Genomic DNA, 14,105 nt, shown 5'->3' with positions numbered 1-14,105 from the left:
CGTCGTGGTCGTCTGCGGCGAGATCATGACCATGCCGGGCCTGCCGCGCGTGCCCTCGTCGGAATCCATCCGGCTCAATGACGAAGGCCTCATCGAAGGCCTGTTCTAGGGCAATGCTCCGCGATGTGACCCGTGCCGCGATGATCGATGGCAAGGCCATCGCGGCGCGCCTGCGGGCCGAGGCGGCGAACGATGCGGCGAAGCTGGCCGAAGAAGGCTGGCAGCCGCGTCTCGTCTCGGTCTCCGTCGGCGATACCGCAGCGGCCGAACTCTATGTCCGGAACCAGCAGAAAAGCGCCGAGAGCGCCGGCGTCGCCTTCGAGGCACGCAGCTATCCGCACGAGACGTCGCCCGAGCAACTGGTCGGCATCCTGCAGGGACTCAACGCCGACCCGCGCGTGCACGGGATCATCATCCAGTGCCCCTTGCCCGCGCATATCCCGGTCAAGGCGTTGCAGAAGGCCGTGCATCCGCTGAAGGACGTGGAAGGCATGCATCCGGCCTCGATCGGCAACATCGTCTACAACGATCTGGCGCTTGGCCCCTGCACGGCGGTGGCGGCGGTGGAAATCATGAAGACGCTGCCGCTGAAGATCGAGGGGCTGGACGTAACGATTATCGGCCATTCCGAAATCGTCGGGAAGCCGATCGCCTTTCTTCTAATGGGACTGGGGGCGACCGTGACGGTCTGCCACCACATGACGCGGTCGGTGGCCATGCATAGCCGCGCGGCCGACGCGGTCTTCGTTGCCGTCGGCAAGCCCGGCCTGGTGACGGGCGAGATGATCAAGCCCGGCGCGGCGTTGATCGACATCGGGATCAACCGGGTCGATGGGAAAACCGTCGGCGACGCGAATGCAGAAAGAGCATTACCAGCAGTCTTTTGCGAGCACGAACAATGGATGACCGAGGTGGGATCATGACAGCCAGTATTATCGACGGAAAGGCGTTTGCCGCTTCGGTGCGCGACGACGTGGCGGCGCGCGTGGGCCAGCTGAAGAAATCGACCGGCATAACCCCCGGGCTGGCGGTCGTCCTGGTGGGCGAGGACCCGGCCAGCCAGGTCTATGTCCGCTCGAAGGGCAAACAGACCGTCGAAGTTGGAATGAACTCCTATGAGCACAAGCTCGGGGCCGACATTTCTGAGGCTGACCTTTTGGCCCTGATCGAAAGCCTGAACGACGACCCGGCGGTGCATGGCATCCTCGTCCAGTTGCCGCTGCCGAAGCATCTCAACGAGGATCTGGTCATCAACGCGATCAACCCCGCCAAGGACGTAGACGGTTTTCATCTGTCGAATGTCGGTCTGCTGGGAACGGGGCAGGATTCGATGGTGCCGTGCACGCCGCTCGGATGCCTGATGATGCTGCGTGAGCACCACGGCAGCCTGTCAGGCCTGGAAGCGGTGGTGGTCGGTCGCTCGAACATTGTCGGCAAGCCGATGGCGCAGCTTCTCCTGGGAGACAGCTGCACGGTGACGATTGCCCATTCGCGGACGAAAAATCTGGCGGACGTGGTGCGCCGCGCCGACATTGTGGTAGCCGCCGTCGGTCGGCCCGAGATGATCAAGGGCGATTGGATCAAGCCCGGCGCCACGGTCATCGATGTGGGCATCAACCGGGTCGCGGCGCCGGAAAAGGGAGAGGGCAAGACACGCCTCGTCGGCGATGTCGACTTCGCCAGCGCCGCCAAGGTCGCCGGCGCGATCACACCGGTGCCGGGCGGCGTCGGGCCGATGACCATCGCCTGCCTGTTGTCCAATACGCTGACCGCCTGCTGCCGCGCCAATCCCGAGACGTCAGCGGCGTAGCGCGGCGGTAGGACCCCCCTTTATCCGGTCGCGGCGCCTCTGCGCGCCAGATCGGACAAAATCGCCAGCGCGTCACGGGCGATGGTGGCGACAATTTCCCCGGCTGGCTCGATCGCTTCGATCCGGCCGGCGACCTGACCGGCGAACAGCGCCAGCCGCTCGAGATCGCCGCGCATCGATTGAAGCGGCGAATCGGTGCTGAAGAGATAGATGGGACGGTCGTCCTCCATCGCGATCGCCTCGCGTGGCAGGTCCTCGGCCTTGTAACCGAACAGCCGGTCGCCGAGAGTTTCGGTGACGTCGCTGGCGATGACACGGACCGGTGAGTGCGGCGGCCAGTTGATGGCGAAGGCGTCGGTATGGACCGTTTCCTCGCAGGATGCCGCGAGGACCCGGCGCTTGTGCAGATCATGCGCGAAGGATTCCCGCGTCGCCAGGAAAGCGGTGCCGCAATGGATGCCCTGCGCCCCGAGGGCCAGCGCCGCGACAAGGCTGGCACCGGAGGAAAATCCTCCCGATCCGACCACGGGGATTTTAAGCGCGCTGGCGACCTGTGGCAGCAGTATCAGCGAGGAGACGCTGCCGTGAACATGGCCGCCGGCCTCGACCCCCTGGACGATTACCGCATCCGCTCCGGCGGCTTCGGCAGCCCGCGCGGCGGCGAGAGATCCGACCTGATAGAGCACCCGGCATCCGGCCCGCTTCGCCGTCTCGATCGCCTCCGGGACGACGTCCCAGAAAAAGACCATCGCCCGAACCTTGGCCTCAAGGCAGACCGCCAACTCTTCGTCGAAAAGCGTGGGGTCGGTCGCCGCCGGGATCAGGTTGACGCCGAAGGGCCGGTCGGTGCGCGAGCGGACGGAAGCGATCTCGCGCGCGATCAGCTCCGGCGGCTCGCGGACCATGCCGAGACAGCCGAAACCGCCCGCCGCCGATACCGCCTCGACAAGCTCCGATCGCGCGACGCCGCCCATGCCGGCCTGCAGGATTGGATAGCGGCAACCGATGAGGTCGCAAAGCGGTGTGCGGAGCGCCGCATCGCTGCGGGAGGTTGCTTCCGAATGGTTCATGTTTCCACTCCCCCATGGTGACGTTCCAGATCCGCGTCGCGGGCAGACTGTTCCGGCCAGCCCCCGTTTTCGCGGCGACACAGGGATTTCATTCAGGGAATATTACTTGCATAAAAAGAATAACCCTGCAACGATGTTCGCGACGCGTCATGTCGGCCGCTCGTGAAAACGCTCGGCCGGACGCGATCGCATTCCGGGAGGGTCGCCATGCTCAACCTTGATCTTCGTGAGTTCCACGCGGGTCCCCCAAGGCCGAGCCAGATCATCGAGCCGTTGGCCTTTACGATGGCGCCCGGTTCCGAGCGTCATGTGGTCCAAGGGCAGGGCGCGATCCTGTTGGCGGTCGAAGCTGGCGATCGGATCACCATCACCAACGACGAAGGCGGCCAGCCTTGCGAAATCGTCGCCGCGGATGCGCGGGGTACGATCGATGCGGGCGTCTTGGGAGAGGTTGCGAACGGGCAGGCGTCTGGGCTGAAGGCGCTGCTGACGGTAGGCGACGCCAGCCTGCGCAAATTACGCCAGGGATTGGAGCGCCGCGGGATCGATCTCGCGCAAGCCGCCGCGATCGGCTTTTTCGAGGGCACTACGCCGCCGGGCAACTCGGTGTCGCTCACCGTCCAGCGCGACGGCACGGTGGTCATTGCGGCTCCCGGCAATGCGATGGATTTCGAACGGCAGGATACCGCGACGCCGCTGACGGTTCTGGTCGAGCGAGCCAACCCCGCGCGCGGGGCGAGATTCGCGCTTCCCGAGCCGCTTGCCGATCCGATCCTCGATCTCAGGGTCCGGTCCGCCACTGCGGAATCCTATTTCGTCAAGGCCGGTGATTATTTTCAGATCCTCGACGTCGACGGCCGTCAGTGTACCGACTTCCAGTGTTTCGATGCCCGCAAACTCGATCGCGGGATCCAGCACCCGCTGGATATGACGACGACGCGTTCGCTGATGGGGCATGCGTATCCGATGCCGGGGCTGCATGCGAAATACTACGACCACGAGAACATGCCGCTGGTCGAGGTGATCCAGGATACCTGCGGCCGGCACGATGCCTTTGCGCTGGCGTGCGCCGCCAAATACTACGACGATATCGGCTATCCAGGCCATGCCAACTGCACCAACAACTTCAACGGGGCGCTGGCGCCGCACGGAGTGACGGGCCGCGCCGGTTGGATGGCGATCAATTTCTTCTTCAACACCGCGATCGATGCCCACGGTGTGATGGTCGTCGATGAACCCTGGTCCCGGCCCGGAGATTATGTGCTGCTGCGTGCGATGACCGATATCGTCTGCGTCAGCTCGGCCTGCCCCGACGACACGACGGCGGCCAACGGCTGGAACCCAACCGATATTCACGTGCGCAGCTATTCGGGCGCCGAGAGCTTCTCGCGCGCCGTCGCCTATCGCCCCACACCGGACTCGGAGCCGAAAATGACCAAGCCGACCGGCTTCCACGAACGGTTCGCCGAACACACGCGCAACTTCGTCGATTACAAGGGCTATTGGCTCGCCAACTGCTTCTCCGACGCCGGTCCGATCGAGGAATACTGGGCTTGCCGCGAAAAGGCCGCGGTGATCGATCTGTCGGCCTTGAGAAAGTTCGAGATCACCGGTCCGGATTCCGAAGCGCTGATGCAGTACACGCTGACGCGCAACGTCAAGAAGCTGGCGGTCGGCCAGGTGGTTTATTCCGCCATGTGCTACGAGCATGGCGGGATGATCGACGACGGCACGCTGTTTCGGCTGGGCCGCGACAATTTCCGCTGGATTTGCGGGGACGATTATTCGGGGATCTGGTTGCGCGAGGTCGCCGAAAAGCTCGGCCTCAAGGTTCTCATCCGCACCTCGACCGACCAGCTCCACAACATTGCCGTTCAGGGGCCCAAGAGCCGCGATCTCCTCAATGAGATCGTCTGGACTCCTCCGCATCAGGCATCGCTGGCCGAATTGGGATGGTTCCGTTTTACCATCGGTCGCATCGGCGGTGAGCACGGCGCGCCGATCGTGGTCTCGCGAACCGGCTATACGGGCGAACTCGGCTACGAGGTCTGGTGCCATCCGAAGGACTGCGAGACCGTCTTCGATGCGGTCTGGGAGGCCGGCAAGCCGCATGGCTTGCGTCCGATGGGGCTGGAAGCCCTCGACATGGTTCGCATCGAGGCCGGCCTGATCTTTGCCGGTTACGATTTCTCCGACCAGACCGATCCGTTCGAGGCGGGAATCGGCTTCACCGTGCCGCTGAAATCCAAGGAAGACGACTTCATCGGCCGCGACGCCCTCATCCGCCGCAAAGAGCATCCGGCGCGCGTTATGGTCGGTCTCGACATCGACGGGAATGTCGACGTCTCACATGGCGACTGCGTGCATATCGGCCGGGCCCAGATCGGCGAGATCACGTCGTCGATGCGCTCTCCGTTGCTCAAGAAGAACATCGCATTGGCGCGCCTCGACGTGGCCCACGCCGCCATCGACACCGAGGTCGAGGTGGGCAAGCTGGATGGCCATCAGAAGCGGTTGCCTGCCCGGATCGTCGCGCTGTCCCACTACGATCCGACGAAGTCCCGCGTCCGGGCTTGATCATCGAGGGAGGGGAATGTGTCGATCCGATCGACTGTCGAGGACATTGGCGGCGAGACATCGTTGCGGACCCTCGTCGAGCGCTTCTACGACATCATTGAGAGCGACCCCGCATCCGCGCATCTGTTGACGCTGCACCTGCGTGGGCACGGGATGGCGCATGCCAGGACCGAGCAGTTCGACTTCCTCTGCGGCTTCCTGGGTGGGCGGCGGTATTACGCGGAACGCCACGGCCACATGGATGTCCGCGAGGTGCATGCGCATGTGCCGATCCGCCGCGAGGACGCCGATCAATGGCTCGCCTGTCTCGACAAGGCGATGCGCGATTGCAACATGGTCGGCGAGGCCGCCGACCACATGCGCGCCGCGTTAGGCCGCGTCGCCTTGGTATTGGTCAACGTCGAGTCGGAATAGAAGTTTCCGGAATCGCTCCAGCGAAAATGCCCCGCGAGGACCAGGCACTGTGGGGGGCGCCGCCGAGCCCCCCACAGTGCTCGGTTCAGTTTCGCAGATAGCTCTCGAGGGAATCGTCGAGTTCATCCTTCCACAACGTATGATGCGCCGGCGCCATCGATCCTGTGATGACCGATTTGTAGCTGTTGTCGCGGAAGCCCATGATGTCTTTCTTCTTGTGCTTCTTCCATTGGAAGAAGGCCTCGTTGGCGCCGTCGACGTCAAAGCTCGGATAGTCGGTTTCGGCGACGAGCTCCTTGACGTAATCGCCCTGGTAGCGGATCGCGGCGTAGTCGTCTTCGCCTGCGTCCTCGGCCGCCACACGATCGGCGACGTCCTTGAGGAGCGCCTCCTTGCTGGCGGGCAACTCGACCCGGCCAAGAATGACGTCGCGCACGTACCAAGCCTGCGCGTCGAACATGTTGAAGGTGTACCACTGGTCCTGCATGCCGAGATAGAACAGCTTCGGATTATGGACCCAGACGACGCCCTTGTAGAGGTCGGTGGTCGCCAGCCGATTGGCGGTCTTCAGCCGCAGATCGTCCGGCAGGAACGGGAAATGATGCTTGTATCCCGTGCACAGGATGATCGCGTCGACCCGCTTGGTGGTGCCGTCCTTGAAGGTGGCGATATCGCCCTCGACCTTCTGCAGGAGGGGTACCTCCTGCCAGTTGTCTGGCCAGTTAAAGCCCATGGGCGCTGTGCGGTAGGAGACCGTCACGGACTTGCAGCCGTACTTCCAGCATTGCGAGCCGATGTCCTCGGCCGAGTAGCTGGTGCCGATCACCAGAATGTCCTTGCCGATGAATTCGCGGGCATCGCGGAAATCGTGCGCGTGAAGCACGCGGCCGTTGAAACCCTCGAAGCCTTCGAAATACGGGACATTCGGAGTCGAGAAATGGCCTGAGGCGACGACGACGTGGTCGAACTCCTCGGTGTATTCGCGATCCTCCAGGAGGTTGTGCGCGGTCACCGTGAACAGGCCGGACCCTTCGTCGTAGGTGACCGAACGCACCGGCGTGCGAAAGCGGATCCAGTCGCGCACATTGGCCTTCTTGACCCGCCCCTCGATGTAGTTGAAGAGCACGGCGCGCGGCGGATAGGAAGCGATCTGCTTGCCGAAATGTTCCTCGAAGGAGTAGTCGGCGAACTCCAGGCCTTCCTTAGGGCCGTTCGACCACAGGTAACGGTACATGGAGCCGTGGACGGGCTCGCCATATTCGTCCAGTCCGGTTCGCCACGAATAATTCCACAGACCGCCCCAGTTGGCCTGCTTCTCGAAGCAGACGATCTCCGGGATTTCGGCGCCTTTCTGGGCCGCCGACTGGAAGGCTCGAAGCTGGGCCAGGCCGGAGGGTCCGGCGCCGATGATGGCGATGCGCTTAGTCACTATGCTCTCCCTTTCCATGGATCTTTAGAATCGTGCATGGATTGCTTCCGTCAGATATCCAGAGATTTGTCCCGCTCCCGAGACACGACGTGCAGGGCATCGGACCCTTGTCCAATGCCGACCGGTCGTCGGCCGCGTCTCCCGGCGACGCCGCGCCAAATCGGCAAATCCGCAGTGACGATAGCCGAGCTCGGCCATCGTTTCCGGCGTGCGGCCCTTTCGGCGTATGAGGTTCCTCCGCCCCTTCGACGACATCGTCCCGCATGTCATTCCAGATTTCAACTAACAGGAATTTTTTATTCTTGATAGGTAAATCTGGCATGGACAGCAGCATTTGAAGCCGTAGGCGGGACGGCCATCGCTACGATTTGCCTGTCAGGAAATAAATTTGCATAAGGAGGTTGCATTTTTCCGCTCGACATGGGTCAAATGGGGTTCGCTCGCGCTTCGAATGGGAGAAAGACATGACGGCATCCTGGAGATTTTCGGCACTCGCCGATCGGCACCGGGCGATGGGCTCCCATCTCGAGGATTGGAGCGGCATGGGCACCGCCTGGACCTACGACAAGGATCAGGGGGAGGAATATCTGGCGATTCGCACGAAGGCCGGAGTCATGGATGTCTCGGGCCTGAAGAAGGTTCATCTGGTGGGACCGCATGCGAGCCATGTGATCGACCGGGCCACGACGCGCAACGTGGAGAAGATCAAGCCGGGCCGCTCAACCTACGCCGCGATGCTCAACGATCAGGGCAAATTCGTCGACGACTGCGTGATCTACCGCATGGGGCCGAACAGCTGGATGGTCGTCCACGGTTCGGGGCAAGGGCACGAGCAACTGACGATGTCGGCGAGCGGCAGGAACGTCTCAGTGTATTTCGACGACGACCTGCACGACATTTCGCTGCAGGGCCCGCTCGCGGTCGACTTTCTCGCCAAGCACGTCGATGGCATCCGCAATCTGAACTATTTCAGCCATACCCACACGACGCTGTTCGACAGGCCAGTGACGATTTCGCGTACGGGCTATACGGGCGAGCGCGGCTACGAGATTTTCTGCCGCGGCCAGGACGCGCCGACGATCTGGGATCGGATCGTCGAGGACGGTGCGGAGATGGGCATCATCCCGACCCGGTTCACCACGCTCGATCTCCTGCGCGCCGAAAGCTATCTGCTATTCTTCCCCTATGACAACTCCGAAAAATATCCCTTCGAGAACGAGGGGCCAGGCGATACGCTTTGGGAACTCGGGCTCGACTTCACGGTCTCGCCCGGCAAGACTGGCTTCCGCGGCGCCGAGGAACATTACCGGCTGAAGGGCAAGGAACGGTTCAAGATCTACGGCGTCAAGCTGGAGGGCACGGAACCCGCCGACGAAGGTGCTGCGCTGATGAAGGACGGCAAGCGGGTCGGTACCGTGACGGTCGGGATGTATTCCCCGCTCAACAAGCATAATGTTGGCATCGCACGCATGCCGGTCGATTGCGCGGTCGAAGGCACGCCGTTGGTCGTCGCGAACGCAAGTGGCAACATTTCCTGCATCGCGCACCCGATGCCGTTCTACGATGTCGACAAGAAAAAGCGCACGGCGAAGGGCTGATACGCGACGACCCGGCGAAGTCGTCGCCGGGCGGCGGAGGGGCCAGCCGCCAACGTCCATGATCGTTCTCCGAGGTGAACCACAGGCATGACGAAGACTGTCTTCGAACCGTCCATAGCGAGCCGACCGGTATATGGCGTGCTGCAGCCGCGGAGCGGCTACGCGCATCTGATGATCGCCGACGCCGAAGGCGCCGAAGCGCTGCTCGATCTGTTTGTGGCTGCGCCCGCCGATCTCCCGGCAGCATCGCACGTGATCTATATTCCGAAGCAGACCGGGCGTCGCTGGGTCGAGGCGTTCGATGGGCTCGCGCCGGCACAATTTTATGCCGGCCCCACCTACGAGGCGTCCGTCCCGCGTCTTCGCAAGGCCTTGCATGACGCCCGCATGGGCTTGCAGGTCTATCTGGCGGGAACCGAGGGGCTGATCGGGCAGGCCATGCGAGAAGCGACCGACGCCGGTATTCCCCACGAAGCCATTCAGACCGAGCATCGCGGCTCGACGGCGAGACGAATGCAGTGCGTGCATTGCAAGGGGATCACCGAGGACGTCACCCATGATCCGTTCGTATGCGCGCATTGCGGGCTTAACCTCTTCGTGAGGGATCACTATTCGCGCCGCATGGCGGCGTTTCAGGCGGTCTGTGTGGATGCCGAAAATCCTGGCGACATCCCGCCGACCGTGGAGCGTTTCAAGTGAGCGCCGGCGGCGCCAAGCTCTCGGTGATCGTGACCGAGACCTGCGATTTGACCCCGCTTGTCAGGCGGGTTCGTATGGCGCGGGAGGACGGCCAGCCGCTTCCGGCATTTTCCGGCGGCGCCCACACCGTCGTCGAGATGCCGGATGGCGATGTCCTGCGGCGCAATCCCTACTCGCTCATGGGCGACCCCGCCGACCGGTCGAGCTACATGATTTCGGTGCGGCGCGACGAAGCAGGTCGAGGCGGCTCGCTGTTCATGCACCGCAAGGTGAAGCGCGGGGTGAGGTTGACGATCAGCAATCCCGTCAACCTGTTTCCGCTCGATCTGAGGGCTCGCAAGCACCTGTTAATCGCAGGCGGGATCGGCATCACGCCGTTTCTGGCCCAGATCCGGCAGCTTGAAGCCGCGAACGCGCATTTCGAGCTGCATTACGTGGTGCGCAATGCGGAACACGGCGCCTATTGCCGCGAAACGACGGAGCGCTACCCGAACAGGGTGCGGATCTACGAACGCGATCGAGGCGATCGGATCGATTTCGCGGCCCTGTTGACGAGCCAGCCGTTGGGAACCCACGTCTATGTCTGCGGGCCGGAGCGGATGATCGAGGAGGTCAAGAGGACCGCTCTCGAACTCGGCTGGCCGCGCCAGACCTTTCACTCCGAGGAGTTTCTGGCGCCGGCCTCGGGCGACCCGTTTACCACGGAGCTCGCCGTTTCGAACAAGACCGTCACGGTGGGCGAACACCAGAGCCTTCTGGAGGCGATCGAGCATGCGGGGGTCGAGGCGCCGTATCTGTGCCGCGGCGGGGCATGCGGGCAATGCGAGACCAACGTGATCTCCTGTGACGGCACTCTCATTCACAACGATCACTGGCTATCGGAAGAAGATCGCAAATCAGGTCTCAAGATCATGCCATGTGTCTCGCGTTTCCAAGGCAAGACGCTGGTCCTCGAACGATAGGTGGTCGATATGGGCATTAATTTCAAAGACGAAACCTTTCGCGACGATTTCACCTTCTTCAATTCTCCCGAACAGATTCGTCGGTTTCCTTTTCCGTTTATCGAAGACACCTACATGTACTCGGTGAACATGGAGCCGCACGATTCCGGTCGGCCGGGCAGCGCATTCGAGCACGCTTTCGACGTCGACGAACACTACGTCGCCGAAATGCGCGATCGCGACAAGGTTCTGGCGGAAGACCCGTTACGCTGTCAGTCGCTGCCGCATATGAACCTGGCGGGATGGGATCTTCTGGAACTCATCATGGTCGCCAAGTCGCAGGACTATCCCGACCTGTTCGAGCTGCATCGCGACGGCGACAACTGGCACTGGATCAACCGGCCGCTCGGGATCGAACAGAAGTTCGTCTTTCTCGACGACGCCAGCCTGCCCTGCGGCCCGATGGAATACATCACGCGCCAGACCCAGGGCGATTTCGCCGTTCTCGATCAGAGGGCGGACAATCTATGGATGGACGCCGGCATGGTCACCAGCCAGGCCGACTGGTCGCTGGATTTCGACATCGGCATGAATTTCTTCGAATGGCACGCTCCAGTGCCGCGCGCCCATGAAATGGAAATTTTCACGCGCGCCCTGAAGTTTCTGCTGAACATTCAGCAGGGAAGTCCGGCGCGGCGGCTGAATTGGACGATGACCGTCAATCCGCTGCTCGATACGAGCCCCGAGAATTACCACAAATGGGGTGTGCAGAAGGCGACGCTGACACCGGAGAATCTGGGGTACAAGCAGCATTTGCGCGTCGAACTGCAGACATTCTTTCGGCTGCCGCGCTCCAACGCTCTCGTCTTCCCGATCCGCTGCTATCTGATCAAGCTGGAGGAATTGGTCACGGTTCCCAAATGGAGCCGGCGACTGCATCGTGTCCTGCGCGACCTCCCGGAGGACCTGGCGACCTACAAGGGCTTCGCCGCCAACCGGCCGATGATCGTCGAATGGCTGGCGAAATATGACGACGGGGCCCCCACGTCTGCGGGGATATTTCCCGACGCCTGACGATCGGGTCCGGATCGCCCGCGGCACCAAGATCTCCATGCGATAGCGAGCCGGACGTTTCATCGGCATTGCTCAGCCGTGCCGTGAAGGCGCGGCGCTGGCGCCGGCGCTGCCTCTCCCAAATCAAAGCCATAATCGAGCGACGGGTCGTCATTGCTCGCGCCGCCCGTCCTGAACCATCGCCGTGGTCGGCGTTTGCAAATGGCTGGCGGTTGACGCTGCGTCGTCGGCCACTGGCCGATGACGTCGCCGACGCGGCAGCAACGACTGCCCAAGGGCCCTTCGCGCATCCTCGCGGGATGGAAAGTTCACGCGGCGTCGGGTCGGGCCACCCGCAGTCGGACCCGCGGCGCACTCTCAAAACGAAAAACCCCGCCGACGATCGGCGGGGTTTGTCTTCAGTGTGAGGCTCGGCCTGTTCGGCGGAGCCATTCTTCCGTCATCGTTTTGCTTGGGTCAGGCCTGGAAAATCCAGTTCGAGACGAGCACCACGATGACGCCCCCGGCAAGCGTCAGGTAGGGCAACATGCCTGCCTTCCGCGTCATCGCCGTGCCTGGTTCGATGTGCAGGTCGACCAGCATCTGATCGGGAAATTTCCCGTGATCCTGGATGTAGTGACGGTAAAAGAAGACCGGGATGATCAATGCCGCGGTGAACAGGCCCGCCCACAAGGCCATCGGGTTCCAGACCTGCGCGCCGGCGCCCATGAAGACGGCGTTGACGAAGGCGAAGAGGGTGCCGATCACGATGATCACGGTCGGCGCCTTGTAGGGGCGGGGAATGTGGGCGGAGTCGATGCGATGAATCCACCCGGCATTGAGGTTGAGGAAGTTGAAGATGATGTAGCCGCAATTGGAGACGGCCAGGATGAAGAAGAAACTGGTCGCATCCGCCACCGCGATCGCGAGGACGACGAGGTTGACCACCAGATCGGTCCACATGGCCCGCGTCGGCGCGCCATGTTCATTCACGTGCGACAGATACCGCGGCAGCCAGCCATCGACCGAGCCCTGGTAGAGGGTCCGCGATGAGCCGGCCATCGCCGTCATCAAGGTCAGCATCAAAGCCAAGATCATCAACATGACGAGCAGGCTCTCGATGATCGCGCCGCCGCCGACCATATGCGCCATGGCCGCGGCCACGCCCGATCCATCGACGATCGAGTCCGACAGCATGCCGTCGAGGCCGAGCGCACCTTGGAAGGTGAACGGCACCAGACTGAACAGCACAAGGCAGAGCAGGCCCGAGTAGAAAATGGCCTTGAAGGTGTCGGTGGCGGGGTTCTTGAACTCGCTGGTGTAGCAGACGGCGGTTTCAAAGCCGTAGGTCGACCATGCGGCGATGAACATACCGCCCAGGACGAGCGTCCAACCGGCAATGTTCCAGGCGCCAGGTTCCGGCGCGTATGGCTCGGCCAAGGGCACGAGCGGCGAAAAGTTCCCCCAATCAACGTTACCGTTCAGGATCGGGACGACGCCGACGATCGCCATCGGGATGATGACGAGCAGTCCGATATATTTTTGGAACTTGGCGGTTCCCAATATGCCGCGATGCTGGATCGCGAAGACCATCAACATCAAGACGGCGCCGATGAAGAACGCCGAATTGAGGGACAGCGACACCGGACCGAGGGTCGTGCGAAACAACGTCCATTCGCGAATCCCCGGCGTCAGCGCGGCGACCGCGGCGGCGGTCTTGTCGGCCTCGGCAACAGTCAAGGCCGCCCCATTGGTGGCCAGCCAGTCGGCGACGGCCGTGCTATTGGCCAAGGGCACGGGCGCGAGCGCGTTGAGGATGTAGGCTGCCGCAATGGAACAACCCAGCGAAAGCACCGGCGACCACGCGAACCAGTTGCACCAGACCGACAGGGGCGCGATCGGTTTGGCATAGCGCACCCAGGCAGCCGCACCATAGATCGAGGCTCCGCCGGATTTATTCGGAAACAACCCGGCGATCTCGGCATAGGTGAACGACTGTAGGAACCCCATCGTCATCGATGCGATCCAGATCAGGAATGCAAGTTTTCCTGTAACTCCGGCGATGCCGCCAATGGAGAAAAGAACCAACGCGGGCACACCGCTTGCTACCCAGAAGGCGCCAGTCCAATCAATGCTTCGATGAAGCTTTCCAGATGCTGGGGCGCTATCGACAGCTGTGGATATGGTCGACATTTATCAGGGTTCCTCCGCTTTTTTATTTATAAGTGTATATTGCAATAGGAGTAATTGATCCGAGCTCTAGCTCAGAGACCGATGTTCCGCCGGGTATGCTCCCGACATGCGAAAAATCTGATTCCCTGCGGGATCGCTCCCCCTCTATAAATTTCCCTGTAGACAGGAAAATTTACCCTCCGGAAAATATCCTGTCCCGTGTTCGCTCATTTGTCAAAAATTTTTCTTACTAGGAAAGGGCGGACTGTGGATGGGGATGGGCGCCTGATAGGAAGGATTTGCGCTGATGCGTCCTTGGACTTCGATCGATGCTCCGCGCCC

The 14,105-nt window shown here is 62.2% G+C and carries 12 protein-coding genes; 9 read left to right on the top strand and 3 right to left on the bottom strand.

Annotation, left to right across the window (positions count from 1 at the left end; translation table 11 throughout):
- The 3 genes from VSX60_RS18715 to folD form a co-directional block, all read left to right on the top strand.
- On the top strand, positions 1–109 hold a 109-nt coding region (locus tag VSX60_RS18715; RefSeq protein WP_327624117.1), incomplete at its 5' end, for a formate--tetrahydrofolate ligase.
- 4 nt (positions 110–113) lie between these two features.
- On the top strand, positions 114–923 hold the full coding sequence (locus tag VSX60_RS18710) for a bifunctional 5,10-methylenetetrahydrofolate dehydrogenase/5,10-methenyltetrahydrofolate cyclohydrolase (protein ID WP_327625780.1): 810 nt from the start codon (positions 114–116) through the stop codon (positions 921–923).
- Positions 920–1,810, top strand: coding sequence for a bifunctional methylenetetrahydrofolate dehydrogenase/methenyltetrahydrofolate cyclohydrolase FolD (gene folD / locus VSX60_RS18705; RefSeq protein ID WP_327625779.1), 891 nt, complete (start codon positions 920–922; stop codon positions 1,808–1,810). The genes VSX60_RS18710 and folD overlap by 4 nt, the downstream gene beginning before the upstream one ends.
- 20 nt (positions 1,811–1,830) lie before the next feature.
- On the opposite strand, the gene VSX60_RS18700 is transcribed toward folD, so the two are convergent.
- Positions 1,831–2,880: an NAD(P)H-dependent flavin oxidoreductase gene (locus VSX60_RS18700; RefSeq protein WP_327625778.1), complete on the bottom strand. Its 1,050-nt coding sequence runs from the start codon at positions 2,878–2,880 to the stop codon at positions 1,831–1,833.
- 207 nt (positions 2,881–3,087) lie between these two features.
- Here VSX60_RS18700 and VSX60_RS18695 point away from each other — a divergent pair, with 207 nt between their 5' ends.
- The gene (locus VSX60_RS18695; protein ID WP_442873127.1) at positions 3,088–5,457 is read left to right on the top strand and encodes a DUF1989 domain-containing protein; all 2,370 of its coding nucleotides are present in this window, start codon (positions 3,088–3,090) and stop codon (positions 5,455–5,457) included.
- Between the two features lie 18 nt (positions 5,458–5,475).
- The gene (locus tag VSX60_RS18690; protein WP_327625777.1) at positions 5,476–5,871 is read left to right on the top strand and encodes a group II truncated hemoglobin; all 396 of its coding nucleotides are present in this window, start codon (positions 5,476–5,478) and stop codon (positions 5,869–5,871) included.
- Positions 5,872–5,956: 85 nt separating this feature from the next.
- On the opposite strand, the gene VSX60_RS18685 is transcribed toward VSX60_RS18690, so the two are convergent.
- Positions 5,957–7,300, bottom strand: a complete 1,344-nt coding sequence (locus tag VSX60_RS18685) for a flavin-containing monooxygenase (RefSeq protein ID WP_327625776.1) — start codon at positions 7,298–7,300, stop codon at positions 5,957–5,959.
- Between the two features lie 464 nt (positions 7,301–7,764).
- On the opposite strand from VSX60_RS18685, the gene VSX60_RS18680 reads away from it, so the two are divergent.
- The 4 genes from VSX60_RS18680 to VSX60_RS18665 all read left to right on the top strand — a co-directional run bounded on the left by VSX60_RS18680 (position 7,765) and on the right by VSX60_RS18665 (position 11,612).
- Positions 7,765–8,898: an aminomethyltransferase family protein gene (locus VSX60_RS18680; RefSeq protein WP_327625775.1), complete on the top strand. Its 1,134-nt coding sequence runs from the start codon at positions 7,765–7,767 to the stop codon at positions 8,896–8,898.
- Positions 8,899–8,985: 87 nt separating this feature from the next.
- Positions 8,986–9,597, top strand: a complete 612-nt coding sequence (locus tag VSX60_RS18675; protein WP_327625774.1) for a dimethylamine monooxygenase subunit DmmA family protein — start codon at positions 8,986–8,988, stop codon at positions 9,595–9,597.
- Positions 9,594–10,559 (top strand): PDR/VanB family oxidoreductase, encoded by a 966-nt coding sequence (locus VSX60_RS18670; protein ID WP_442873126.1) that lies wholly within the window; start codon positions 9,594–9,596, stop codon positions 10,557–10,559. Before VSX60_RS18675 ends, VSX60_RS18670 begins: the two co-directional genes overlap by 4 nt.
- Before the next feature lie 9 nt (positions 10,560–10,568).
- Positions 10,569–11,612: a heme-dependent oxidative N-demethylase family protein gene (locus VSX60_RS18665; RefSeq protein WP_327625773.1), complete on the top strand. Its 1,044-nt coding sequence runs from the start codon at positions 10,569–10,571 to the stop codon at positions 11,610–11,612.
- A 456-nt stretch (positions 11,613–12,068) separates the two neighbouring features.
- Here VSX60_RS18665 and VSX60_RS18660 read toward each other — a convergent pair whose 3' ends face one another.
- Complete coding sequence (locus VSX60_RS18660; protein ID WP_327625772.1) at positions 12,069–13,784, bottom strand: APC family permease; 1,716 nt, start codon at positions 13,782–13,784, stop codon at positions 12,069–12,071.
- Positions 13,785–14,105: the final 321 nt, after the last annotated feature.

Origin of the sequence: Aurantimonas sp. A3-2-R12, from assembly GCF_036016755.1 — a bacterium.
Classification (GTDB): Bacteria; Pseudomonadota; Alphaproteobacteria; order Rhizobiales; family Rhizobiaceae; genus Aurantimonas; species Aurantimonas coralicida_A.
The sequence above is the reverse complement of the archived record's forward strand: the minus strand, read 5'-3'. Positions and strand labels throughout refer to the sequence as shown.